This window comes from Herbaspirillum sp. CAH-3 (genome assembly GCF_009668275.1).
Classification (GTDB): domain Bacteria; phylum Pseudomonadota; class Gammaproteobacteria; order Burkholderiales; family Burkholderiaceae_D; genus Herbaspirillum; species Herbaspirillum aquaticum.
Genome location: NZ_VSWE01000001.1, coordinates 437290 through 461712 on the forward strand (window position 1 = coordinate 437290; position 24423 = coordinate 461712).

At 58.8% G+C, this 24423-nt stretch carries 23 protein-coding genes and 1 tRNA gene; 10 read left to right on the forward strand and 14 right to left on the reverse strand.

Translation table 11 applies throughout. From position 1 onward, the window contains the following. Positions 1–26: 26 nt before the first annotated feature. A complete protein-coding gene (locus tag FYB76_RS02110; RefSeq protein ID WP_229296847.1) occupies positions 27–1232 on the reverse strand; it encodes an Atrophin-1 multi-domain protein in 1206 nt (401 codons plus the stop codon). Between the two features lie 626 nt (positions 1233–1858). On the opposite strand from FYB76_RS02110, the gene FYB76_RS02115 reads away from it, so the two are divergent. The 4 genes from FYB76_RS02115 to FYB76_RS02130 all read left to right on the forward strand — a co-directional run bounded on the left by FYB76_RS02115 (position 1859) and on the right by FYB76_RS02130 (position 6905). Further along, complete coding sequence (locus FYB76_RS02115) at positions 1859–3049, forward strand: glycosyltransferase family 2 protein (RefSeq protein WP_154132620.1); 1191 nt, start codon at positions 1859–1861, stop codon at positions 3047–3049. Continuing rightward, positions 3036–4217, forward strand: coding sequence for a WecB/TagA/CpsF family glycosyltransferase (locus FYB76_RS02120; protein WP_284079010.1), 1182 nt, complete (start codon positions 3036–3038; stop codon positions 4215–4217). Before FYB76_RS02115 ends, FYB76_RS02120 begins: the two co-directional genes overlap by 14 nt. Before the next feature lie 124 nt (positions 4218–4341). Beyond that, positions 4342–5478 (forward strand): sugar phosphate nucleotidyltransferase, encoded by a 1137-nt coding sequence (locus FYB76_RS02125; RefSeq protein WP_154132622.1) that lies wholly within the window; start codon positions 4342–4344, stop codon positions 5476–5478. After that, a complete protein-coding gene (locus tag FYB76_RS02130; protein WP_154132512.1) occupies positions 5478–6905 on the forward strand; it encodes a mannose-1-phosphate guanylyltransferase/mannose-6-phosphate isomerase in 1428 nt (475 codons plus the stop codon). The genes FYB76_RS02125 and FYB76_RS02130 overlap by 1 nt, the downstream gene beginning before the upstream one ends. 67 nt (positions 6906–6972) lie before the next feature. Here FYB76_RS02130 and FYB76_RS02135 read toward each other — a convergent pair whose 3' ends face one another. From FYB76_RS02135 to kdsB, 5 genes are all read right to left on the reverse strand, one after another. Continuing rightward, a complete protein-coding gene (locus FYB76_RS02135) occupies positions 6973–8337 on the reverse strand; it encodes a capsular biosynthesis protein (protein WP_154132513.1) in 1365 nt (454 codons plus the stop codon). Between the two features lie 25 nt (positions 8338–8362). Beyond that, positions 8363–9793: a lipopolysaccharide biosynthesis protein gene (locus FYB76_RS02140; RefSeq protein WP_154132514.1), complete on the reverse strand. Its 1431-nt coding sequence runs from the start codon at positions 9791–9793 to the stop codon at positions 8363–8365. A gap of 100 nt (positions 9794–9893) precedes the next feature. Further along, positions 9894–10733: a 3-deoxy-8-phosphooctulonate synthase gene (gene kdsA, locus FYB76_RS02145; protein ID WP_154132515.1), complete on the reverse strand. Its 840-nt coding sequence runs from the start codon at positions 10731–10733 to the stop codon at positions 9894–9896. A gap of 90 nt (positions 10734–10823) precedes the next feature. Next, a complete protein-coding gene (locus tag FYB76_RS02150) occupies positions 10824–11771 on the reverse strand; it encodes an SIS domain-containing protein (RefSeq protein ID WP_195724549.1) in 948 nt (315 codons plus the stop codon). A gap of 28 nt (positions 11772–11799) precedes the next feature. Further along, positions 11800–13080, reverse strand: coding sequence for a 3-deoxy-manno-octulosonate cytidylyltransferase (gene kdsB / locus FYB76_RS02155; RefSeq protein ID WP_154132516.1), 1281 nt, complete (start codon positions 13078–13080; stop codon positions 11800–11802). 697 nt (positions 13081–13777) lie between these two features. Here kdsB and FYB76_RS02160 point away from each other — a divergent pair. Further along, the gene (locus FYB76_RS02160) at positions 13778–14305 is read left to right on the forward strand and encodes a serine O-acetyltransferase (protein WP_154132517.1); all 528 of its coding nucleotides are present in this window, start codon (positions 13778–13780) and stop codon (positions 14303–14305) included. A gap of 126 nt (positions 14306–14431) precedes the next feature. Here FYB76_RS02160 and FYB76_RS02165 read toward each other — a convergent pair whose 3' ends face one another. Both FYB76_RS02165 and FYB76_RS02170 read right to left on the reverse strand, forming a co-directional pair. Next, positions 14432–14977, reverse strand: a complete 546-nt coding sequence (locus FYB76_RS02165; protein ID WP_154132518.1) for an FxDxF family PEP-CTERM protein — start codon at positions 14975–14977, stop codon at positions 14432–14434. A gap of 736 nt (positions 14978–15713) precedes the next feature. Further along, positions 15714–16874, reverse strand: a complete 1161-nt coding sequence (locus FYB76_RS02170) for a glycerate kinase (RefSeq protein ID WP_154132519.1) — start codon at positions 16872–16874, stop codon at positions 15714–15716. A gap of 289 nt (positions 16875–17163) precedes the next feature. On the opposite strand from FYB76_RS02170, the gene FYB76_RS02175 reads away from it, so the two are divergent. From FYB76_RS02175 to FYB76_RS02185, 3 genes are all read left to right on the forward strand, one after another. Next, positions 17164–17406, forward strand: coding sequence for a hypothetical protein (locus tag FYB76_RS02175; protein WP_088753726.1), 243 nt, complete (start codon positions 17164–17166; stop codon positions 17404–17406). 587 nt (positions 17407–17993) lie between these two features. Then, positions 17994–18443 (forward strand): hypothetical protein, encoded by a 450-nt coding sequence (locus FYB76_RS26545; RefSeq protein ID WP_186450067.1) that lies wholly within the window; start codon positions 17994–17996, stop codon positions 18441–18443. A 142-nt stretch (positions 18444–18585) separates the two neighbouring features. Further along, positions 18586–18662 (forward strand) — tRNA-Pro (locus FYB76_RS02185). 62 nt (positions 18663–18724) lie between these two features. Here the strand turns inward: FYB76_RS02185 and FYB76_RS02190 are convergent. Genes FYB76_RS02190 through FYB76_RS02205 form a run of 4 tightly spaced genes read right to left on the reverse strand, consistent with a single transcriptional unit; the run spans position 18725 to position 21442 of the window. Next, positions 18725–19903 carry a tyrosine-type recombinase/integrase gene (locus tag FYB76_RS02190; RefSeq protein ID WP_154132520.1) on the reverse strand — a complete coding sequence of 393 codons (1179 nt, stop codon included), beginning with the start codon at positions 19901–19903 and terminating at the stop codon, positions 18725–18727. Next, positions 19900–20127, reverse strand: coding sequence for a DUF4224 domain-containing protein (locus FYB76_RS02195; protein WP_154132521.1), 228 nt, complete (start codon positions 20125–20127; stop codon positions 19900–19902). The genes FYB76_RS02190 and FYB76_RS02195 overlap by 4 nt, the downstream gene beginning before the upstream one ends. Further along, positions 20124–20486: a hypothetical protein gene (locus FYB76_RS02200; RefSeq protein WP_229296848.1), complete on the reverse strand. Its 363-nt coding sequence runs from the start codon at positions 20484–20486 to the stop codon at positions 20124–20126. Before FYB76_RS02200 ends, FYB76_RS02195 begins: the two co-directional genes overlap by 4 nt. After that, positions 20483–21442: a phage Gp37/Gp68 family protein gene (locus FYB76_RS02205; protein WP_154132523.1), complete on the reverse strand. Its 960-nt coding sequence runs from the start codon at positions 21440–21442 to the stop codon at positions 20483–20485. Before FYB76_RS02205 ends, FYB76_RS02200 begins: the two co-directional genes overlap by 4 nt. A gap of 37 nt (positions 21443–21479) precedes the next feature. On the opposite strand from FYB76_RS02205, the gene FYB76_RS02210 reads away from it, so the two are divergent. Further along, the gene (locus tag FYB76_RS02210) at positions 21480–21863 is read left to right on the forward strand and encodes a hypothetical protein (RefSeq protein ID WP_154132524.1); all 384 of its coding nucleotides are present in this window, start codon (positions 21480–21482) and stop codon (positions 21861–21863) included. On the opposite strand, the gene FYB76_RS26755 is transcribed toward FYB76_RS02210, so the two are convergent. Next, a complete protein-coding gene (locus tag FYB76_RS26755) occupies positions 21801–22763 on the reverse strand; it encodes a hypothetical protein (RefSeq protein ID WP_229296849.1) in 963 nt (320 codons plus the stop codon). The two genes, FYB76_RS02210 and FYB76_RS26755, sit on opposite strands and share 63 nt — an antisense overlap. Beyond that, on the reverse strand, positions 22753–23673 hold the full coding sequence (locus FYB76_RS02230; protein WP_154132525.1) for a hypothetical protein: 921 nt from the start codon (positions 23671–23673) through the stop codon (positions 22753–22755). The genes FYB76_RS26755 and FYB76_RS02230 overlap by 11 nt, the downstream gene beginning before the upstream one ends. 124 nt (positions 23674–23797) lie before the next feature. Between FYB76_RS02230 and FYB76_RS02235 the strand changes: the two genes are divergently transcribed. Next, positions 23798–24421: a hypothetical protein gene (locus tag FYB76_RS02235; protein WP_154132526.1), complete on the forward strand. Its 624-nt coding sequence runs from the start codon at positions 23798–23800 to the stop codon at positions 24419–24421. Positions 24422–24423: the final 2 nt, after the last annotated feature.

Sequence of the window (24423 nt, forward strand, 5' to 3'; positions counted from 1 at the left end):
GCAGCGGGGGAGGGAGTGCATGGGATTCAGTCGGCCTTGATCAATTCGGCGGCTGCGGATGAGCTTGCTCCGCCGCTCTGGGCGTAGAGTGCGAGCTTTGGCGTGTTTGCCGTCCACTTGAAGGTGGCGCTTTGACCATTGCTGAGATACCCGGTGTCAGTGACGACTTTGCCCACCAGCTGGTCGTAGACCGTGAAACGCAGTTTGGCTCCTCCAGTAGTGCGGGCGGTCAGCTTGTAGTTGCTGCCCATTACGGGTTTGGCCCAGTTGACGCCAACGATGCCTCGGTTGGAGTAATTGACTGCGGTGGTGTTGGCGCTGCTGTCTGTAAAGACGACGGCTTGATCCCATGAGCTGAACTTCGCTTGTCCGGTTCCGGACTGCAAGGTCCAAGTGCCGCGCATGGATAGAAGGTTGAGGTTTTGATTCGGTGTAAAAGGCTTGCCATTGCCGTCGATCCAGCCGCTGGCGCCGGTCACGCGCCGCAAGGCCGCCCGAATCATATGCAGTTCATTGCCGGCGACCGAATTCCATCCATTAGGCGCTGGATTGGCGCTGGAGCCGATCTCGGCATAGATCACGAAAGGCGTGCCGTAGTTTGCATCGGTGACGTAGGCACCATAGCGCTTGAGTGTTTCGGCGATACGGCGCAACTCTTCATTGGTGATCTTGCTGGTGTCAAAGGAGGGCGGCAGCATCATCAAGGCGCCCTCAGGAATGGTGCCCTTGTTGAGCTTGGGTGCGTTTGCATCGGCGGAAGTGGCCGGAAAGACGTAACCAGGATTGGCACTCAAGGTGTTGAAGGTCAGCGACATGGTCAGCGCGTGCGAGTAATACTGTGGCTTGGCGGCAGCTTCATGAATTCGGATGAGTCCCGCCGAGGCCGGGATGCCTGTGGCACGCGCGCCCTGGTAATAGTGTGCGGGGTCAGCCCAGCCGCGGCCGTCCAGACGCGTCCATGCGTAAAGCATGGCGGTCCACTGTCCGTCCTTCTGCTTCAGACCCCAGAATGAATGAATGATGTTGGTGGTCGGGTCGACGATGTCGGCATGTCCGTCATTGCCTGTCGCAGGCTTTGTACTGGCGGGCCAGTGAGGAATGGTGATGTCGTGAAATGTCTCTTCATCCGCAATTTTCAGGCTTCCGCTTCCGGTCGGACCGGTCACCGTCACTGGCGGGTCGTTGGGACTGGCCAGAAAAATGCCGGTAGAGACGTTGCTGTTGTTGACCATCGGATAGTACTCCGAGGTCAGTACCACATCGTCGGAAAATGTCGGATTTACTGGCCTGCTGTTCCAGAGCGAATCAGCAGCGAAGGGTTTGAGGTAAGTACCCCATTCCTGAGCCCAAGTAGGTGCGCAAGCGAGCAACGCAGTTGCCGCGAGAGTGAATTGAAGACGTCGTAGCTTTTTGGGTGGCCTAGGCATGTGCAGCTCCGGTGAGGTGGAATAGCGATGATCTGGGTTGGAGGATTAAGTTCGACTGATCTGTAAAAGCAAGTACAGATCAACGTAGAGGAAAAGTATAGCGACCCTTGCACTTTGGCATCTTTGAATATGTCGAATAAGACTTCTTTTTCTTGGTTGATTATATGAAGTAATGTTTTTCGGTCGGCTGGAGAATTAATTTTTGTGCAACGCAGTAGATTGCGTTTGGACTGTCGCATAATTGAGTCGATGCTGGTGTCTGGGCGGGTTTCGCTCAGTTTGCAATTGTCTTTGGGATCAGCATGGCGACGTTGAGCGTGCGCTTTGCAAACGGTTTTTTAGCCAGAAAGACGGGATGCCGTCCGCAATCCTCCAGATACGAGTTACTACCGCATTTGGCGCTCTTGTTTTTTAAGGAAATGGAAATATCGATGATCCTCGTTCTGCTGCAAATGATCCTGTGGTTGGTGCTCTTCATGCTGGCATTGCCGGTCTTGGTGCTGCTGGTACAGGTACTGGCTGCACGATGGGCACCACCCAGGAGCACTGGCTCAAGCCTGCATCGTCCGCGTATTGCGGTTCTGGTGCCGGCACACAATGAGGCCGCTGGCATCGCTGATGTGGTGGCCGGGATTCGCCTGCAGCTTGAGACCGGTGATCGCGTTTTGGTGGTGGCAGATAATTGCTCCGACGAGACCGCGCGCATTGCCGGGGAAGCCGGGGCTGAGGTTACCGAACGTTTTCACGACCTGTTGCGAGGCAAGGGCTATGCGCTGGATCACGGCATACGCCAACTTTCATCTGATGCGCCGCAGGTGGTGATCATCGTCGATGCGGACTGTTACCTGAAGCCGAAGGCGCTGGAGACTGTGGCAAGGGCGTGCGTGCAACACAACCGTCCGGTGCAGGCGTTGTATCTGATGCATGCCCCCGAAGGCGGAGGTCCGATGCGCAAAATTGCAGAATTCGCCTGGTTGGTCAAAAACCTGGTGCGTCCCCTTGGATTCCAGAAACTGGGCCAGCCCTGCCAGTTGATGGGAACAGGAATGGCGTTTACTTGGCAGCAGATCAGTCAGGCCAATCTGGCTACTGGTCATATTGTGGAAGACATGAAGTTGGGGGTCGATCTTGCGGAAGCTGGACAGCCGCCGCTGTTCTGTCCGGAAGCAACGGTCTACAGTTTCTTCCCCTCCAGCGACACCGGTGTCAGCACCCAACGTACCCGCTGGGAGCACGGCCACTTGAGTGTGATCCAGTCCTATGTTCCGCGGTTGTTTGTCGGCTCTGTGCGGCGCAGTAACTCTGCACTGGCAGCGTTGGCGCTGGACCTCAGCGTGCCTCCCTTGGCCCTGTTGGTGATGCTTGTGCTGGCGGCTAGTTTGGTCGCCGCCGTTGCTTGGCTTGCGCTGGGCCTGATCTGGCCCATGCTTGTGTCGGCATTGCTGGTGTGCTCGATGGGTGCCGCCATACTGCTCGCTTGGTCCGGTTACGGCCGCGACGTCATCAGTTTGGGCGAATTGCTCAGTGCATTCGCTTATGTGGCACGCAAAATTCCACTGTATTTCAAGTATCTCTTCAACCGCCAAGTGGCGTGGGTAAGGTCCAAACGTGACTCAGAATAACGTCTATACGATTGCGCCGGAGCAGGTCACTCCCGTGGCGGCGCAGGCAGTGTCCATTCCTGATTTCAACCGCGATGTATTTTGTATCCTTGGCTTGCCGTTTGATCGCGTCAGTCTGGCTGATGCCGAGCACATTGCACGCACTGCCGTGCAAAGCGGTCAGCGATGCTTTCTTTCGACGCCCAATCTCAACTTCGCTATCGCTTGCCTGGACGACGAGCAATTCCGTCTCTCTGTCATCCGCAGTGATCTGTCCATCGCGGACGGCATGCCCTTGATCTGGATTGCTCGCGCCACTGGCGTGCCGATTGAAGAGCGCGTGGCAGGATCGTCATTGTTTCAAGCGCTGCGCGAAGCAACGCTGCCGGCCGGTGCTTCCCCCATGCGGGTGTATTTTTTTGGCGGCCCGCCCGGTGTGGCTCAGGCAGCTTGCGAGAAACTCAATTCAACTTCCTCAGCGATGATTGGTGTGGGCTTCGACAGTCCCGGATTTGGCTCGATCGAGGACATGAGCGACTCCGCAGCGATTGCGCGAATCAACGATAGCAATGCCGATTTCCTCGTGGTGGCGTTGGGTGCCAAAAAGGGACAGGCGTGGATTCAACACAATCTTCCGAGGCTGCGGGTGCCGCTGATCAGTCACCTTGGCGCAGTGGTCAATTTCGTGGCGGGTACCGTATCGCGTGCTCCTGGATGGGCACAGAAATCCGGTTTGGAGTGGCTCTGGAGAATCAAGGAGGAACCCAAATTATGGCGTCGCTACTGGGATGATGGCATCGGTCTTTTGACACTCTTGGTTGATCGCGTCATTCCGCTGGCGCGCATGCAGCGGCGCGTCCCTCTACTGCCTGCACGGTTCGAAGCAGCGACGATGTTGGTCGATGAGGGAGAGGGTGAATGTATCCTCACCCTTGCCGGGGTAGTTGGCACCGCCAATGTTTCGCGTCTGCGCGCTCTCCTGCCAATAGCGGCGAGATCGACCAAGCCTCTCGTGCTTGATTGCACGGGTCTTGAGGAGATTGATAGTGCTGCCTTGGCATCACTGATGTTGTTATACGGTGCCTGCCGTGCCGCAGGCCGCCCATGGGCCGTCCTCGGCGTCAATGTAGAGCTGCGCAAACAATTCGAACTGCATTGTGCGGCATATTTATTGCAACCGGTGGCCTGAGCGGGCCGCACTGGATGCGTTGGAGGAATCAGCAGTGTGCGATTACCTTCAAGGTATAGTGCGTATCGCTTGATTAGGTAGTGCTGATTACATTTCATCAATAGAAGAGGCATTCATGAAAGCAATGATTCTGGCAGCGGGCAAGGGGACCCGTGTCCGCCCCCTGACCTATGCGCTGCCCAAGCCGATGATCCCCATTCTGGGCAAGCCCGTGATGGAGTATTTGATCGAGCATCTGGTGAAGTTCGGCATCCAGGACATCATGGTCAACGTCAGTTACCTGCACGATCGCATCGAGAATTACTTTGGGGAAGGCCAGCGTTTCGGCGCGCGTATCGGCTATTCGTTCGAGGGCTATGTGGATGATGATGGCCAGGTCTTTCCCGACCCGATCGGCTCGGCCGGTGGCATGAAGAAGATCCAGGAGTTCGGTGGTTTCTTCGATGAAACTACACTGGTCATCTGTGGCGATGCCTTGATCGACCTGGATATTCATTCCGCACTGTTCGAACATCGCCGCAAGGGTGCGCTGGTCAGCGTCATCACCAAGCAAGTGCCGATGGAGCAGGTCTCCAGCTACGGCATCGTGGTGGCCGAGAAAGATGGCAAGGTCAAATCTTTCCAGGAAAAGCCCAAGCAGGAAGAAGCCCTGTCCAATCTGGCCAGCACCGGTATCTACATCATGGAACCTGCTGCCCTGGACCTGATTCCCAAGGACAAGTTCTTCGACATCGGCGCCGATCTGTTCCCGTTGCTGGTGGAAAAACAATTGCCTTTCTATGCCCAGAACCGCTTCTTCAATTGGATCGACATCGGCAACGTCACCGATTTCTGGTCGGTGCTCCAAAGCGTGCTCAAGGGCGAAGTGGCGCAGATGTACGTCCCCGGTACCCAGATTCAGGAAGGTGTTTGGGTGGGCCTCAATACCCGCATCGAATGGGAGGGCACCACCATCGAAGGCCCAGTCTATATTGGTGCCGGCTCCCATGTGGCCGCCGGCTCCACCATCGTCGGTCCGGCCTGGATTGGCCACGGAAGCCATATTTGCAGTGGTGCAAAGGTGATTCGCAGCGTGCTCTTCGAATATACTCGCGTGGCCAGCGGTACCACGTTCGAGAACAGCGTCGTGTATGGCGCCTACAGTGTCACCCACGAAGGCGAAATGAAACATACCTCCGATCAGCCGGACGAACAATGGAACGATGCGCGGGATCGCCGCCTCAAATCGCGCAGTGCAAATCAGGAAACCAGGAGTGCTTAATGTCTAATACCAAAATTTATCCCGTCATCTTGTCCGGCGGTTCGGGAACCCGCTTGTGGCCGCTGTCGCGTGCTGCTTATCCGAAGCAGCTCCTGCCTTTGGTGAGCGAGCAGACCATGCTGCAGGAAACCGTGGCACGGGTCAGCTCCTGGCCCGAGGTCCAAGCACCGTTGGTCGTCTGCGGCAATGATCACCGCTTCATGATCGCCGAGCAGCTCCGTGAGATCGGTGTACGACCGCTGGGCATCGTGCTCGAACCGCAAGGCCGCAATACTGCGCCCGCCGTGGCCGCCGCCGCCTTGCACCTGCAGCGCCTTGATCCGGAAGCGATCATGCTGGTGCTGCCCGCCGACCATGTCATCACCGATGTGCTGTCCTTCCACGAAGCGGTTCGCCGCGCGTTGGCTTCAGTGCAGAACGGCGCCTTGGCGACCTTCGGCATCGAACCGACGCATCCCGAGACCGGTTATGGCTACATTCTCAGGGGTGCATCCGATAGTGCCGGGAGCGGCAATTTCCTGGTCGACCGCTTCGTCGAAAAGCCGGATCTGGCCACGGCCACCGGATTCCTGCAGCAGGGGGGCTACTACTGGAACAGTGGCATGTTCCTCTTCAAGGCGCGTGATTACCTGGCCGAGCTGGAGGTACATCGTCCATTGATCGGTGCGGCCGTCAAGGAGGCCGTGGCCAAGGCTTACGCCGATCTCGATTTCTGCCGCCTCGATGAGACTGCGTTCGCAGCCTCGCCCTCCGAGTCGATCGACTACGCAGTGATGGAAAATACCACCCGTGCCGTGGTGGTGCCAGCCAGCATTGGCTGGAGCGATGTCGGTTCCTGGAGCGCCTTGCACGAAGTGCTGCCCGCCGATGCTGATGGCAATGTGGTGCGCGGCGACGTACACCTCAAGCAGGTGAAGAACACAATGGTTCGTGCTGAGAGCCGCATGGTCGCGGTGTTGGGCGTGGAAGACCTGGTGGTCGTGGAAACCGATGATGCCGTCCTGGTGGCCCATCGGGACAAGGTGCAGGACGTAAAGGCCTTCGTTGACAAGCTCAAAGATGCCAAGCGGACCGAACACGTCCACCACAAGCGTGTCTTCCGTCCCTGGGGCAGCTATGAGAGCGTTGACTCGGGTGAACGCTTCCAGGTCAAGCGCATCATCGTCAAGCCGGGCGAGAAGCTGTCTTTGCAGATGCACTATCATCGCGCCGAACACTGGGTCGTGGTCAGCGGTTCCGCGCTGGTTACACGGGGTGAGGAAGTGACGCTGCTCAGCGAGAATGAATCGATCTACCTGCCCATCGGCGTGACTCATCGCCTGGAAAATCCTGGTAAGCTGCCGCTGCATCTGATCGAGGTGCAGTCGGGGAGTTATCTGGGAGAGGATGATATCGTCAGGTTTGACGACGTCTACAAGCGGGCCTGAGAGTAATTGGTGCCCGTAAAAAAGGAGAGCATGGTGCTCTCCTTTTTTTGTCTCTTCGTTAGCAGCCTCAGCCGTTGGCGGTTGCGGGGTGTGAAAGAGCCGCGTTTCCACCTTCCAATTGGGGATTTCGTTCGTACAAGGCCAGCAGCCTCTCAGCCAGAGCAGGGCCCGTCCGAATGCAGGCAGGATGCTTCCAGGTACCTTTGACGAAGAGCGTACGATTCAACGCGTCGAGGAAACGATCGATGCGAATGGACATCATCTCATCCACCCCTTGGGCTGCACGATGGACGATGGCATCCAATTCGGCCAGGTCCTTCACGACAAAGGCAATCTCTGGCTTGGAGTAGAAGGACTCGCCCAGCACGACCGTCGGTTTCTTGCGGCCAACTGCCTGCAGGCCGACCGACGAGTTGATGACGAAGACCATATTGGCGCGGTCGAGCAAGAGTTCGATATCAAACTTGCGTAGCCAGATCACATCCGGGTATTTCCGCCTTAGCGCGGTGTAGTCATAGCGACCGAGATCTTCGGGGTGCTCCTTGACGATGATAGGGTAATCTGCACCACAGGTACGACGGATGGCGGCATGTACGGTCTCGAAGAACTCTTCGACAGAGTGGACCAATTTTGAATTGAGCAGAACTTGCGTATCGTCATGCACCTGCAGCGGCACAAAGGCGAATTGCTCCGGGAGAGTCACTTGGTCGTTCGGAATGGCGGCGCGCTGGCGTTTGATCTTCCAGGTCTTGATGCGGCTGAAGCCCCGCTGCTCAGGATACTGGGTGTAATAGCCCAGATTGGCACGATGAGCCAGTGCAATGCTGGCCAGTTGGGTACGCGTCAGGGGGCGCAGCAGGAAGGGGGGCGCTTCGGCGTCGGTGCTGACTGAACCTGCCTGTGCTTTCGCAAGGACCGCTTCGTAATCCAGCGAGGCCAGCGTAGCCGATGCATTCACCCCGGCCAGATCGGCTTGTAGCGTGTTTGCGAAATAACCGTTCTCCAGATAGACAACAGGAATGTGCTGGCGCTGGGATAGAGCGGTGATGACTTGGCCAATATGGTCCTGTCCGTTCCAGACTACAAAAAGTTGAGGTTGATGTTCGTCTATGAAGTGACGCACGTATCGCGCAACCGTGTTCACGCGGCCGTACCATTCACTTAAGCTGCCCCCGTGCTTTGCCTGCATGAAGCCAACCATGGTTTGTACTTCATCTTGCGAAAATATATTCTCCGACATCTGGGCGGTACCATCGAGCGTCTCCAGATTGCGGGGGTAAAGCTGATCCGTGTTCTTGGCGAGCAGCTTGTGATCGTGCGGCAGGAAATTCAGGTAGCGCACTTGGTGGGCATGGCGCTTTTCCAGGCAGTTGCCAGTGCTGAGCAAGAGGGGCACGAACATGTCGGCAAGGACGAAGATGGCGATTTTCATGGTGGGCATCCGTTGGCAATAAGCTCTATTTTTTGATTCGTTTGAACGCTAGGCGGAAGAATTCTTTGGCCGCAGTCCGCTGGAAGAGCACGACCGTCATCAGCCAGAAAAGCAGTCCGATTCCTGCCAGCAGCACGAATAGCGAGGTCCCGGTGGCCGCGATGTGGGCGCGGCAGGCCAGGATACAGAACATCATGGCGACACCGGAGAGTAGCGAGGGCAGCAACGCGGACAGAAATTGCTTCAGTCGCACCCCGATCAGCCGGCAGGCAAAATGGAAGGTGGGGAAGGCCATCACGATCGAGACTGCCAGATAAGCCATGGCCAGTCCTTCGGCTCCTCCCTGGCGTGCGCCCAATACATACCCTATGACGTACAGCGGGGTACCGATGAGCGAGAGACGCAGCATCCAACCGGTCTTGCCCAGTGCCATGAAGACCGGTGCGGCAATGCTTGTAATGACTTGGAGATAGCCGACCAGCCCCAAGAACAGCAGGATATCTCCCACCAGAGACCACTTCGGCCCGAGGAAAACCGTCACGAATAAATCCGACAGACTGGCGACCCCGAACATCATCGGCGCAGCTACGAAAGAGATCAGGCGCAAAGAGCGTAGCGACAAACTGGCAAGGTAGGCCTGGTCATCCTGACGACGACTCATCACCGGGAATAGCGACCGTACGGCAACCCAAGAGATGTTTTGTACCGGGAACAGCATCAGCTTGTAGGCGAGTGAATAATTGCCCAGGATAGTGGCGCCCAGCATTTTGCCGACAACGAAGCTGTCGGCGTTTCGGAAGACGTAGGCTGCCATCTGGTTGCCCGCCATTGCACCGCTGAACGAAAAGACGCTGCGCACCGAAGCGCGGTCAAATAGCATTTTCGGTCTCCATGGCGAATAGCGCCACAGCAGCAAGGTGGTGCAGGCAGCCGTCATGACGGCTTGGGCCGTCAGGCTCCATACGCCAGCGCCACGAAAAGCCATTAGCAGCGCGATGACCAGTGAGAGCAAGGAGGCCGCCGATTCGATGCCAGCAATGAGCCGGAAGCGTGACACCCTTTCCAGTAGCGCTTGATGAACCATGGAGCTGGCAGCGATCGGGAAGGTGATTGCCAGCACCCACAGCACCTCTGTCAGACGTGGCTCATGGAAGGTGGAAGCCATGAAGGGGGCCGCCAGCCACAACATCAGCATCAGCATCAGGCCGCCGATCATGTTGAGCCAGAAGACTGAGGAGCTGTCGTTTTCGTGCAGTTCAGGCTTCTGGATGATTGCGGCTGCCGTGCCCATGTCGCGCAGGATGAAAGCGAGGTTGGTGGCAATCCCGGCCATTGCCATCAAGCCGTATTCAGATGGCGGGATCAGTCTCGTCAACACAAACATGTTGACGAGTTGGGATCCGATCTTCACGACCTGGGTGACCGCAATCCATCGTACGTTGGATGCTGCACTCATTCTGACGCGAGCCCGATTTCATGGTGGCGAGCGCCACATGCCAGTATCAAGCGTGTGGCGCGTGAAACTGGCATTCTGGCCTTGATGAGTGCTCCCATGCTCAATGCGTATCCAGTTCAGGCAGGCTCTTGACCAGATCATCGACCGCCTTGACCTGCTCCAGGAATGCCTTGAGCTGCGACAGGCGCAATGCGCTCGGACCGTCGCACAGGGCCTTGCTCGGATCCGGGTGGGCTTCCAGGAACAGGCCGGCGATGCCCAGTGCCATGCCCGCGCGGGCCAGTTCGGTGACCTGGCCGCGACGGCCACCCGATGCGGCGGCGCCGGATTCGCGCTGTTGCAGGGCGTGGGTCACGTCGAAGATCACCGGTTTGTTGCCGCTGACCTGCTTCATTACGCCAAAGCCCAGCATATCCACCACCAGGTTGTCATAGCCGAATTGCGCACCACGGTCGCACAGCATCACATTGGTGTTGCCGCCTTCTTCGAACTTCTCGACGATGTTCTTCATCTGCGGCGGGCTGACGAATTGCGGCTTCTTGATGTTGATGACCTTGCCAGTCTTGGCCAAGGCGATGACCAGATCAGTTTGCCGTGCGAGGAAGGCGGGCAGTTGCAGGACGTCGCAGACGCTGGCTACTTCCTCGGCCTGGTAGGGTTCGTGCACGTCGGTCAGTACCGGCACGCCATGGGCTTTCTTGACCGCTTCGAAGATCTTCAGCCCAGCTTCCAGGCCCGGGCCGCGATAGCTCTTGATCGAAGAGCGGTTGGCCTTGTCGAAGGACGCCTTGAAGACATAGGGGATGCCCAGTTCCTTGGTGATGCGCACGTACTCACCGCAGACGTCGACGGCGAATTGTTCCGATTCCAGCACATTGATGCCGCCGAACAGCACGAAGGGCAGTTCGTTTCCAACCTGAATCTCATTGATCTTGATCATGTTCCGTTTCCTCATGCAGGAGGGTGATTTTGAAATACCGGCGCATTGCGCGTGCGCCTGGGGGGAAGAATACGTATGTTTCCGCCGCAATCAAAGCCGCTTCGCATCCAGCAGCTTGAGCACGCCCACTACATGTTGCTGCGCGTTCAGTGCCACCAGGGCGGTGATGTTCAGTTCCAGCATCTTGGCTTCGGCATCGACGAACATTTCGTCGTCCGCGACCGTCTTGGGCGAGGTGTTCATCAGGTCGGCTGCAGTGATGTGATAGATATCCTTGCGTGCGGCCAGGGCGCGGCGCAGGTCGCCGTCGGTGATCACGCCGCACAGGGCCTGGCGGTTGCCATCGGCGCTGACCAGGGCCATGCCCAGGCCGCCTTCGGTCATCTGGCCGATGACGTCGATGAGCGGGGTATCTCGCATGACCCAAGGTACCTGCGTATGCATCACATCCTTGACCCGGGTCAGAAGGCGTTTGCCCAGGCTGCCGCCCGGGTGGAAGCGGGCAAAGTCGTTGGGCTTGAAGTCGCGTTTCTCGATCAGGGCCACTGCGAGCGCATCGCCCATCACGAGGGTAGCGGTGGTGGAGGTGGTGGGCGCCAAGTTGTTGGGACAGGCTTCACGCGGCACCGATACGTCCAGCACCACGTCAGCATTCTTGCCCAAGGTGGATTCGCGCTTGCCGACAATGGCGATGATGCGCAGGCCGAAGTGGCGCAGTGAGGGAATGAGGCGGATCACCTCTTCGGTTTCGCCGCTATAGGAGATGAGGATGGCGGTATCGGCTTCGGTGAACATGCCGAGGTCGCCGTGATAGGCCTCGCCCGGGTGCACGAAGAAGGAAGATGTCCCAGTGGAGGCCAGGGTGGCGGCGATCTTGCTGCCGATGATGCCGGACTTGCCCATGCCGGAGACGATCACGCGGCCGCGGGTGTTGTACATCAGTTCGACGGCCTGCTCGAATTCTTCGGCCAGGCGATCGGCGATCATGTTCAAGGCTTGTGCCTGTTCCTGGAAGACCCGGATTCCGGTTGTTCTCATGCTGTTCTCACTTGGTTTGTTGGGCAGCTCACTGCGTCATGCGGCTCATGGCCTGGGCATAACCAGCAACGCTGTCATAGATGGCTGAACGGTTCAGTGCGTTCAGTATGCTGTCGGAAAACTCCCGGAAGGCCCCTTGGCCACCCGCCTTGGCCAAGACCACGCGCGCGTGGCGCTTGACGTAATCCGGCGCGTCGCCCACTGCGACCGGCCATGCGCAAACGGCAAAGCCGGGCAGGTCGATGCTGTCGTCACCGATCATGGCGGTGGCCTCGGCCTGCACGCCATACTGCGCCATGATGGCACCACAGGCAGCGGCCTTGTCCTTGGCGCCGAGGTGGAAGACGGTAATGCCCAGGTCCGCCAGGCGGCGGCGCAGCGTGGCCGAATCGCGCCCCGAGATGACTGCCACGTTGATTCCGGCTTCTTGCAGCATCTTGATACCCATGCCATCGCGCACGTGGAAGCGTTTGAGGCATTCGCCGCTGTCGTCGTACCAGATGCCGCCATCGGTGAGCACACCATCGATGTCGGTGATGACCAGCTTGATGTCGGCCAGGCTGCCGGCCTTGAGCGCCGGGTCGGGCAGGCCGGCCATGAGGGCGCGCACACGTTCCAGGCAAGCGGGCGTATCGACGCCCGGCGCGGCATGGTCGACCTCGATGACGCGGATCTGCCAGCCTGCATCCATGATGCGCAGCTGTTCCAGCATTTCCGAGCTCTCCAGGTCGCTGGGCGGCAAGCCGGGGAAGGCTTCCAGCAGTTCTGCGCGATAGGCATAGACGCCGATATGCTTGAAATAGCGGGTCTTGCCGCTGGCCTCGCGGTCGAAGGGGATGCGCGCGCGGCTGAAGTACAGGGCGTCGCCGGCCCGGTTGCGCACCACCTTCACGGTATTGGGATTGTCCGCCTCGGCGGCGCTGATCGGATGGCACAATGTGCCGGCTTGTACCTGTGGCGCGGCCAGCATGGCCTGCAACAGTTTGCGCAGGTGCTCCGGATTCACGAGGGGCTCGTCGCCTTGCACATTGAGATAGAGATCAGCCGGATGGTGTCGCATCACTTCGCGCAGACGGTCGGTCCCCGAGGGATGGTCCGGCGAAGTCAGCAAGGCCTTGCCGCCAAAGGCGGTGACGGCGTCGACGATGCGCTCGTCGTCGGTGGCCACCACCACATCGGCCAGCTCTTGCAGGGCTTTTACGCGTTCATGGACATGCTGGATCATGGGCTTGCCCAGGATATCAGCCAGCGGCTTGCCGGGCAGGCGGCTGGAACCGAAACGGGCGGGAATGACGGCGATGCAGCGCATGGCAGGCCTCACGCTTGGGGAGCTGCTGGAGCAGGCGCGGCGCCTTGCATCGCGGCCACGGCATGGCGGATTTGTTTCCTGCAGGAGCGGCAAGAGAAGTTCAGGAGGGTGGAAGTCTCGGGCCAGCTCGATACCGTGATCATGGAAGCGCTTTCAGATGAGAGGGGTGGATCCATTCAGAAGTACCGGCCGTTTGCGCCGCGATGTCATACGCTTGGCGGCGGCCGTGTGACGACGATTCCATTGTTCAGGTCCCTGCCATCATTGCGGCGCTACGGAAAGAATCCTCAGGCAAAACCCGTTTCATTCTTCCGGAGCAGCACGAGGGCATTTGCTCTTGTCACGAATCGAAGTCCCATCCACTCCCCAGCTCGCTCCGTCGAACCGGTCTTGCCGTGAGGAAGTGTGATACTTCATGAAGCCAGCTGAACTGAACCGGACAGCGAAATAAAGTTCCTGGGCGTTTTTGCCAATCGGAAATTTTTCGCGTCAATTAATCGCAGTTGCTGGATTGTTTGGCAAATTTATCATATTGTTGCGCTGCACAGTCGCCTTTTTCATCTAAAAATCTGGTGAAATAATCGTGGTATTTTGTTGTCACCTTGTGAATTTTTCTTCGAGAATCATGACAAGACAGCAAGATCGCAACGAATGCTGGAAGAAGCTTCAAGAATGACCGATTTTGAAAGGAATATTGATGTCGCGGGACCCTGACTGGCTGGCTGACCTGGAGCGCTACAACGTGCCCCGTCCATTCTTGAAGGAGCAATCGATCTGGGCCATTTGGGTCTATCGCTGGGGGCGGCGTATCGAAGCGCGCCCGGCGGGTTTGGTTCGCAAGCTGCAGAATGCGGTGTATTGGCCCGTCTTTCGCTTCACGGAGACGGCGTTCGGGATCAGTCTGCCGCGTGGCGCGAGAATCGGCCCCGGGCTCAGGATCTGGCACTTTGGCAATATCTTCATCAATGATCAGGCCGTCATCGGTGCTCGCTGCACGCTGCGCCAGGGGGTAACGATCGGCAATCGACATCCTGACGGCCCTTCACCGGTCATCGGTGATGACGTCGAATTTGGTGCTTATGCGCAGGTGCTGGGTGGGGTGCGCTTGGGAGATGGCTGCAAGATCGGCGCGATGTCGGTGGTGTTGCACGATGTCCCGGCAGGGGCTACCGTGGTGGGGGCACCTGCTAAAGTGGTGTCGTCCGGGGAGAGGTCTGCTTCATAAGCGGAGCAGGGTCTCGCCGGGAAGGCTGGGGGCGCACTGCTGGTGCCGCCCTGATGTTCGTTCCATCTGTTATCGCGAAAAAAAACGCCCGACTTGTCGGGCGTTTTTCTTTGGCGCGGAGACTGCTCAAGCAGCAGCCATGCCGGTCGGCAGGGCCGACTCGTTTTTTTCGTTGCGGCGACGGCGCAGAGCCATCATGCCGACGAAGGCCAGGCCACCCAGCATCATGGCGGTGGTGGAGGCTTCGGGGACGGAAGAGGTCAGAATCAAGGAGCCGCCATAGCTGCCCTTGCCGGTAATCTGCAGGGCGTAGTTGCCCGCGGTCAGGTGGCTCGCGTCGATGGCAAATGTGGTGTAGCTCTTGTTGCCCACGGTATTGGTGAACTTGGTGCTGCCAACGGTCGTGTTGTTGGTCAGATCCTTCAGCACAAAGGTCTTCACGCCGCCGTTGGTGGTCGTCACGAAGGTTGCGGTGATCGATGCCGACAAGTCCTTCAAGCTGCTGATCGTGAAGGTGTAGGTGTCATCGAAACTTACGTTCTCCGCATAGTTAGGCGAAGCGATGCTGGCGCTGCCATTGGTGGGGCTCAACGAGAAGGTGGCTGCGTGGGCTGCACCGCCAGCCATTGCCAGGGCGAGAGTAATCGCGGAAGTGACGAGAAGCTTTTTCATGGGATCAATCCTTTAAGTTTACGACTATTTATGAAGAGGATTGCGCGTGGCGCTTTCCATTCCAAACCAAATCAACTCACTTTGATACTTGCTGGATTGCCCTGGGACAACTGCGTCACAGTCAATCTATATTGCCTGAAATCAAACAATTCCTGACAAATTCTGACGGTTGTTACAAAAAATGCGTTGATGTCGGAACTATAACATTTGGTCTGGAGCTGAGCAATAAAATTTGGCCTGAAAATCCACTTTTCGTGATTTTTTTAAGCGGCCGGAAAGCCGCGCCAGTAAAGGATTTCAAGAGTTTCTGCAGGGCATTTACGTGCAATTGTGCGCTGCGGAAATTAACAAATCCGTGGGGCAATTATTTTGTCTAAAAAACAACACATTGAAGCTAGAAAGTTATCAAAAGAATACTGAAAATTGCAAAATTGATATTGCAATATTGAAAATATATTTTTTGCTCTCTTTACATTGCTGGTTCTCAACAAACTAGCCTTCAATTTGTCGCAATTCGCAAGAATGTTGTTTTTTAGTTAATTTGTGATTTACGGGGATTCCGAGTCATTTTTTGCTGCAATCGGCTGGGGTGATCGCAATGAAACGGGAGTAATGCTGAGGGCGGGGGAGTGGGGGGCAAATTGCCGCACCAGTTAACGAGTGGGATTGGGAGGTCCAAGCGAAGCGTCCCCCCTTCTGAATCGGGGAGGGCGCTACCTTATCGGGGAAAGGCGACTCAGCGGGCGCCAGCGCCCTGCCACAAGCGTGCCAGCTGCTCGCCGCTATCCTTGAGCAGTCCGGGTGCCTGCGCAATGGCTTCCTTCAGATCCATCGGTCCGAAAGTGATGGAAAAGCATCCTGAGAAGCTGCTCTGCAGCTTATCCAGTGACTTACGGTCAATCCCGCCCGATAGCAGGGTGGTCGGCACACCAGCGCGGCGCGCGCGCTGGCTGGCGATGAAAGGTGCCTTGCCGTGCAGGGTCTGCGCGTCACTGCGGCCCTCGCCGGTAATGAGCCAGTCCGCCCCCGCCAGCGCTTCGTCCAGCCCGATATGGTCGGCCACGGTCTCCGCTCCCGAGCGGAACTGCGCCCCCAGCATGAGCAGCGCATAGCCGAGTCCACCGGCTGCACCCGCGCCAGGCCGGCCGCATGCCTGATGGCCGAGGGCCTGCTCCAGCACCTTCGCGAAATGGCTCAGGGCAGTATCCAGCGTTGCCACCTGGTCGGGATTGACGCCTTTCTGTGGACCAAACACGGCAGTCGCCCCCTCGGGACCGCACAGTGGGTTGTCGACGTCCGACATGGCCACGAAATGCGTCTCCTTGACGCGCGGATCCAGTCCTGATGCATCCACTCGCGCCACGCGTTGCAGCTGCGCCGGTACCGGCGGCACGATCTCGCCAGCCGCATCGAAAAACTCTACACCGAGCGCTGCCAGCAGTCCGGCGCCGCCGTCGTTGGTGCTGCTGCCGCCCAGCGCTACCAGGAAGCGGCGTGCCCCGCGATCCAGCAACTGCCTGATCGCATCGCCTACGCCCAGCGTGGTGCGCTGTTGAACTGCGACGGCCATGCCGGCGTCATCGGTGATGCCGACGATGGCAGCCGATTCCACCACCGCAGTGCCATCCTTGAGGATGCCGACCGGTGCTGATGCTGCCTGTGCGGCGGCATTGCGGCATTCAACGGTGAGGCGTTCTCCGCCTGCATGCATGAGCGCGTCCAGTGTCCCTTCGCCGCCGTCTGCAATCGGGCAGAGCCGGACTTGCGCATCGGGCAGTGCCGCCTGAATGCCGGCGCCAATGGCAGCGGCGACTTCTTCGGCAGAGAGAGAACCTTTGAACGAATCGGGGGCGATGACGACGACGGGAGCGCGGCGGGTAGGGGCAGGGGTGGTCATGATGTGCTGTTGAGGATGAAGCCTGGCGCCGAGCTGGGCAGGCCTTGGGGTCTCGTTTTGATTGTGGGCCGGAGGGTGGTCCGGCTTGGCTTGTTGCCGCGCCATTATATAAGCATGGCTCATCCGCATTATGGCAGCGGCGGTATATACAGTAGCAACGGCAGGTGAAGATTGAATCAGTTGCGGCACAAGCTGAATGAAGCGCGTAACAAATAGTAAGGGGATTGGATGGCGCGCCGGGAGCAGGGGATAGTGTCATGTTGGCGTTGTTGCGCCGGAGGAGTCCCTCATGAAACCTGACCTGCGTTCCGTTCTGTTGTTGACCGTACTGCCTGCCACGTTGCTGTTGGGCGGATGTGTGGCTGTGCCTGCCAGCCCCTACAATGGCGCGGCGGTTTATCCGGCCCAGCCGGTGTATTCGCCTTATTATGCATACCCTGCCTATCCCTCGTATCCGGCCTACAGCTATCCCTCTTCATCGTTCTATTTCGGATACAGCAGCGGATGGGGTGGTCACCGCCGGTGGCGTTGATTGCGCGGTGCAAGAGTTGAGCACGGCAGAGTCCGTGCGCATGCCAAAACCGGCTAAAATGGCGCCTTTGTGGATGGGCAAGCAGGGCAGGAGCGGAAGGGGCGCATGAGGTGCCCGCGCCCGGGGTGCGGCGGCATGAATCGCAGGCCGTCAATTCGCCGCTGTCTTCACACCGTATGAGTTTTATCGTTTCGTCGACCCGAACAGATGTCATTTCCCGCTCTCGGCGCCGGACGGCGTTGGGAATTGCCTCGTCCGTATTGGTGCATGCGGTGTTGTTCATGTTCGTGCGTGCCAAGCTGAATGAAACGCCGCCCACGCTGCAGTCTCCCGGCCGCCCGGATGCACCCCTGCAGGTCAGTTTCATTCGTCCGGCTGCGCCGGTGGCTCAGCCGGAGCCTCCGAAGCCCCTGCCTGAGCCGAAAAAGCCCGAGCCGGTCCAGAAGAAGCCTGTGGCAAAGCCTGCGCCTCGGCACAGTGCGCCCACGGCGCGGCAGTCCGTTCCACAACGCACGCCCTTGCCTGTCACCGAGGCCCCGAGCAGCAATGCGGCAGCCTCGGCGCCCGCTGCCCCTGCTGAAGATTTCATGGCATCGCTCAATCGCAATCGCCAGAAGCGCGAGGAGGCCGAGCAGGCAGCTGCGCAAGAAAACGCCGCCGCACGCGCTGCGGAAAATCCCTCGGCCAATGACATCGCCCGGGCCAATATCGCTTTCCAGGAGCGGCGCGGGCGAGGCACCAACGGCGTCTTCCAGATCATCAGCATGGGTCCGCGCGTGGCGCAATACAGTTTCCGCGGGTGGACCACCGACCAGCGCCGCAGCCAGAACCAGTTGATCGAAGTGGATGCCGGGTTCGGCGGCAATGTGCAGCTGGCAGTGGTCAACAGCATGATTGCGCTGATCCGCCGCTACTATCAGGGCGATTTCAATTTCGATTCGCAAAAGCTGGGCAGGGTGGTTACCTTGTCAGCTCGGCTGGAAGATACCAAGGGGCTGCAGAATTTCCTGATGAATGAATTTTTTGGCGGACGCTGATGGAGGCTTCAGCCTCGCGAGGTGTCGGCAGGGCTGAGGCGGCGGCTCCGGGACTCATGGCCGTCTTCCGCAAATGATTAAAAATGTTTTGCAGAAACAGTTGATTTAATAACATAGGCAGCCTATAATCTTTGTCTTCAGTCGGGGCGTAGCGCAGCCTGGTAGCGTACTTGCATGGGGTGCAAGGGGTCGTGTGTTCGAATCACACCGTCCCGACCAATAGAATCAAGCACTTGCGGCGAAAGCTGTACAGATAGACAGCACTGTATATTAGGGATTCTCTAATATTCAGTGCTGTTTTGCTTTGTGGGCCACGGTAGCGGCAGATCGATTTCCGAGACTTGGGCAATCACTTCCTTGATGTAGATCTCGGATGTCTGCGGCGACGTATGAGCCAGCCGTGCTTGGATCTGTTCCATCGGCAGCTTCGTCCGAGCTGCATCAGTCGCGCCGAGCGCGCGCAAATCCCTGAATTGAATCCTCTCTTCCGCCGGCGAGTCCTTGTTGATGCCCAGGCGGTCGCGCGCGCGGTCCCACATCGAGAACAGGCCGCTCTTTCCGTAAGCCGTTCCTTTCCGAGTCGGGAAGAGGTAGCCGGTGATCAACGGCTTGCCATGGACCTTGTATTCCCTCTTGATGGCGCGGGCACGCTGGATCACATCCCAAATCGCAGGGGTGATCAGGATGTCCACCGATTTGCCGCTGGTCTTCGCCGTCTTCGATGGCTTCAGCCGGATATGGCCGCCGATTTCTCCCTCGATCTGCGATTCCTTGAGCGTGCGGACGTCTACTGCGCGAGCCCACAGCAGATAGGCCGCATCGACCAGGCAGGCAAACATAGGTCCGCTGGCGGTGGGCAGTGCCTTGCCTGTGTCGGATCTCACCTTGCTCATCATGCCGGCCTGGCGGATCGCCTGAACCTGCTCATGAGTGGGCAAGATCAGGCGGCGCTCCGTCTCATAGTCGTCCAGCTCAATCTGGTCAATTGGATTGTCCTCACGCAGCCCCAGCTCGGAAATGATGTACTTGAACAGCTTGCGCGCCAGGGCGGTGTACTTCTGGGCGGTATTCGGGCGGTCGCTGAAGTTCTGCCGGAGGAACTGGGACCAGCTCTTGGTTGTGACCTGGCGCGCCGAGAAGTCGGCAAACGCTTCGGCCATGGTGTCGAGGTACCGGCCATAGGTGGCCTGGGTTTCGTCGCTATAGCGCTTCAGCTTGTGCTTTTTGAACTCGGCGCAGGCGTAGGCCATGCTTTCATTGTCTACGGCATGCGTCAGCAAGCCTGCCAGCGCCAGGTGCATCGCAGCTTCGCCATCAGCGACCCTGGCCAGCTTGATCCATTTCCGGACCTGCTTGCTCTTGGGATCGACGATGGGCTCTGCAGGGACGAACCAGTAGCTGTTATCTCGGATGTACACGCGGCGGGGCAGGCCCTTGCCGGTCTTGCGGGAGCGATTCATTTGCGGATCAAGCGGAGTTTCGGTTCTTGTTTTTCCGGCGCTGCGGCAGCTTCCGGTCTGGTGGTGACATACACGCGGAGCACCATGATGGTGTTGTCCGGCCGGCGATGGGCAGGGATACCCATTTCCTGCAGGCGGCGCAGCTGGAAGGCCGGGCGGTGGTAGCCGGTGATGGCCACCACCTCCTGCTCGGTCAGGGTGATCGGATCCAAGACTGCGTTCATAGGATGTCCTTTCCGCGTGTATCAATGACAGGCTGCTTTTCCTTGAGGCGGCGCACAGAAGCCTTCAGGCGCTGCTCTTCCTTCTTTAGGGCTGCGACCCGGTCGTTCATGTCGGCCAAGGTTCGCTTGACGCTGGCGTGATCAGACCAAGCGCGCTGCAGCACCACGGCATTGGTGGCCAAGTACTGGAATGGGTCGATGACCGCCCCGCACTGCACGCAGTTGACCAGACGGCCGTGCGAATCCAGAGAGATCTTCGCGTGCTGGCACATGTTGAATGGCTGCTTCTCCAGCGTGATGGTCTGCTGGGGTAGCTCCTGGGGCACGCCAGGGAAGTTGACGATGTTCTGGTCGCTCATGGAAACTCCCTCACGCGCAGGTCCAGCGGCCATTCCTCGACGTCGCCGCCTTTCTTGTCCTTCAGGCGGATGTGCCAGTGGCCATGGCCAAGGTCTTCCCGGCGGGTGCCATCAGGCCAGTGCTCTTCCGGGGACGAGGAGCAGCCATTCCAGATCGGCGAGGCGCCGAGCTGCTTCACATGAGCAGCGATACCAGCCAGCCGGCATTCCGAAACGATTGACCTCGCCCAGCCGATATTGAAGTCTCGAGCACCTGGGCCACTCTCACCGCCGACGATGATCCAGTCGATGCCGGTGGGCGTGTCGGCACCGTGCGCCGAGAGCGCACCGTAGTCGGAGCCGCAGGTCTCGCAGTGGACCGGCGGCAGTGCCTGATTCAGGTCCACCGGCCCGAGAAGGGGCTCCATCGACAGGAAGCGCCTCGCGGCAGGTACGGCCAGCAACTTCGAGATATCGCGGTCGGCCTCCTCCTGGTTGACCACCGTGGCACCGAGCCAGACGTTGCGCGGCAGGTACGGCTCGTCCAGGTGCTCCATCCAGAACAGGCTGCGGCCGACCTGCACCAGCATGTCCGGCACGTTGCCGATGCGCTTCGTCAGCAGGAGCCAGTCGAGGTTAGGTGTGGCCTCAATGAGCGCGAAGAGGTCGGCGCGCCAGCGCTCCGGCACTTGGTTGTCGAACACGTCGGCCAAGCTGGCGCAGAACACGCGCTGGCGGCGGCCATGCTGGCGCTGAAACTCCTCGGCAGCCGCGTTCCAGGCCACCGGCTTACGCCAATTAGATCCGCTGGTCAGGCGGCGCGGGGCGCCAGGTCCCCAGTTCACGGCCACGCCACCACCGAACCGGGCGTTGCGGGCTTCCGCGTAGCAGTGGTCGCATCCCGGGCCTACCTTCTGGCAGCCTTCCCACGGGTTGAACGTGTGGTCTGCCCATTCGATTTTGGTGTTTTCGCTCATGATAGGATTGCTTGAGTAAATCAATTGGAGGGGCGTCGTGAAAGACAAAAATGGCAAGCGTGTTTATCTGGAGGTCTTTGCTGATTTCGATCAGATTGAGCGTTTCGTAAAAGACTCTCCTGAAAACCTAATGGCCCTGCGTGAATTCGTTGCCTCTCGCTTTAACGCTCTGGATGACAGAGCCCAACAGGTCTTTGTTCAGGATTGGCTTTCCTACTTCGACGCGAACGAGGAGCGGCGCTTTCAGTTGGAGGGGCGGGACATCGAACGGCGAAATGTCGAGGCAACCGAAGCCTCGGCTCAAGCGGCGGCCGAGTCCGCCCGGACCGCTGGCCAATCAGCACGCGCAGCGATCGCATCAACCATTTTTGCTCTGGGCGCCTTGTTGCTCAGTATCGCCGCGTACATCAGGGGTTCGTAAATGGCTCTCCTGGAATAGCGGCGGCTCGGTAGCTACTGGTAAAGGGGAGTGCCTCGGCTTGGCCGCTTGCTTGGCACGGATCTGGTCCACCTTCGTCCAGATGCGGGCAAGCTCGGTTTCGCCGGCCGCATGCATGTCCAGCTTCGCGGCTAGGCACAGGGCGGCCAGCGTCACCATCACGCCGCCGACCTCCTGCACTGGCTCGCCGACAGGGCGGCCGAACACGTAGTCAACAAGCTGGTGCGCTTCGCTTTGAGTGCAGCCAGTGGATTGCACCAGTTCCAGCGCCTCTTCCAGGAAGCGATGATTGCGCTCCTGCAGGTCATTGCTAATGGCTTCGCCGAAGCAAGTCATCATCCATCGCTTGACACGGCTCTGAAAAGTTTCTTGGGGCGGGTGTGGCAATGCATGACCACTGATCGGCAGAACGGTGTCTCCGATGGGTTTGCCCAGGCTCCACAGGAACATGCAGAAGTTGGCCACATCGCGGGGATCGCCCTTTTCGACGTGCTCGCGCAGCATGTAGGAGAGTTCGGCGGGTTCGCATTCCTGCCAGCCGCTGCGGCCCTTGGCGCGCGCGTCAGCCAATTTCGCCTTCATCGCCTCCGCGAACTGGTCCACTGCGATATCGTCCGGATGCTTTTCGGTCGGTGTGATATCTGCAGCCACCTGCACCGAGACGACAGGGTGCAATGTGCCGCGCAGGCCCAAGATGATATTGGCGCCCTTGTTCAGCGCTTCCAGCTCTGGCGGCGTCGGCTCCCAGGCCGAGAACATGAAATTCCCCTCGCCGGTTTCAACATCGAGGACCGGCAGGACGCCGCAAGACATATCCTTGCCGTCCCAGTCGGCCGGCGCACCGAATTGGCGGGTGAAGCCATCTATGCACTTAATCAGCATGCTCGTCTCCAGCGTTGTCAGCGGGCGCGGCGGAAGCCTTCTTCTCGGCCTTGTCGCGCAGCGCCTGAATGGCGGCTTGCTGCGCCAGCAGCTCGTAGACGGCAGTGGCTGGCAGTTCGATCACTTGATCGCCGGCGGGTTTGTCCTGCAGGGCCTGGCGCACGTGCTCTGGAATAGCCTGCACCACCGCATCAACGGCCGAGACCATCGGCAGCACCGCGCGCGGGGGCGGGCTCCACGGGCGGATGGCGGCGGTGGTGATCTTCTTGCCGCCGGCGGCCGCGACGGTCTTCTTTGCCGAATCCAAGACCGCTGCGGCCTTGTCTCCATGCTCGCGCACGGCCTCAATGGCGGTGCTCGCCGCCGTCTCGCCGGCCCGGACCATCATTTGCACCGAGTGGGGCGCGGCCGATAACAGGAGCATCTGCTCAATGTGCTGGCGCGTTTTCCCTACCAGCTTGGCGATTTCCTCGTTGTTGAGGCCGAACGCCTTAAGGCGGCGATAGCCTTCGGCCAGCTCCAGCGGGAGAAGCTTGCGGTTATCCTGGCTAGTGAGGATGCGGGCCTGGCGCTCCAGGTCATTGCCTTCGAACGGCTCAATGCGGATCCATTCGATCTTCAGACCCTCTGCGATGAGCTCTTGATCCGCAGTGGTGCGGCGGTGGCCGTCGATGACATCCACACCCTGGCCGTCGGCGGACAGGCTGACTTCAAGAGGCGGAACCTTGCCGCCCCGGCGCTTGTGATCCTTCAGGCTCTCGATGTCATCGCGGTAGCCAGGCGCCTCGGTGTCGCGCAGGTTGAAGCCGGGGAGGATCCGGATGGCGCTAGGGCGAGCCCACAGGCCGGCATCTGTGCGCTTGACGGCGCCGAGATCCATAAGCTTGCGCCAGCTGGGTTTGTTAGACATTTGTGGTCTCCATCTTGGTGGAATTCATGAGTGCAGCGATGCGCTGCTGCAGCCCGGTGAGGGACGCTCGTCCTGGCGTATCACGCCCTTGTGCTACGATCGCTTTGAAAAAATAGGGGGTGGGATGGAAAAAGCTTCGATTGGAGAAATTGGTTTTCTTTCGACGTTGGCCGCAATAGTCGGGGCAATCTGGGCCAGAATCCTCGGGCTCGATCTTGGCGATGTCGCGACGTGGCTCAGCGCAATATTTACCGGATTGGCTTTCGGCGGAACGTTGGTTATTGCCACCCAAAGTGAGCGAAGGCGGAAGGCGGAATTGCATGCCCGCGGAGTAATTGCAGTCCCAGCGTTGATTGGATATGTCCGAGATATGAAGGCCCATACAGGGGCTATCTCTCATGGAGCGCAGCATTTGCGTAAGCTCCATGACGCTTACGGCGACGAGAACTGGAAGGGTTTCATCGCTGCATGTCAGATCCAAATGGCAAAAATCCAGCCTATTCCGGACAGTTATCTGCAGGATATTGTCGTAGTTTCGGCCTACATTGCTGGGCAACTTCATGCCGCTCAAGCGCAGATCCGCGGCATTAGAACCTACATGGATGCGGCCGTGACCACTGATCGCAAGGAAAGAAAAGAAACTGCTGATTTTCTGCTGTCGATGAGTCAGCCGTGCGCAGATCGTTTGATTCGATGTCATTCGGATCTTGAAGCATTGGCTGAGAAGTTTGGATTTGGAAAAATCTGAAT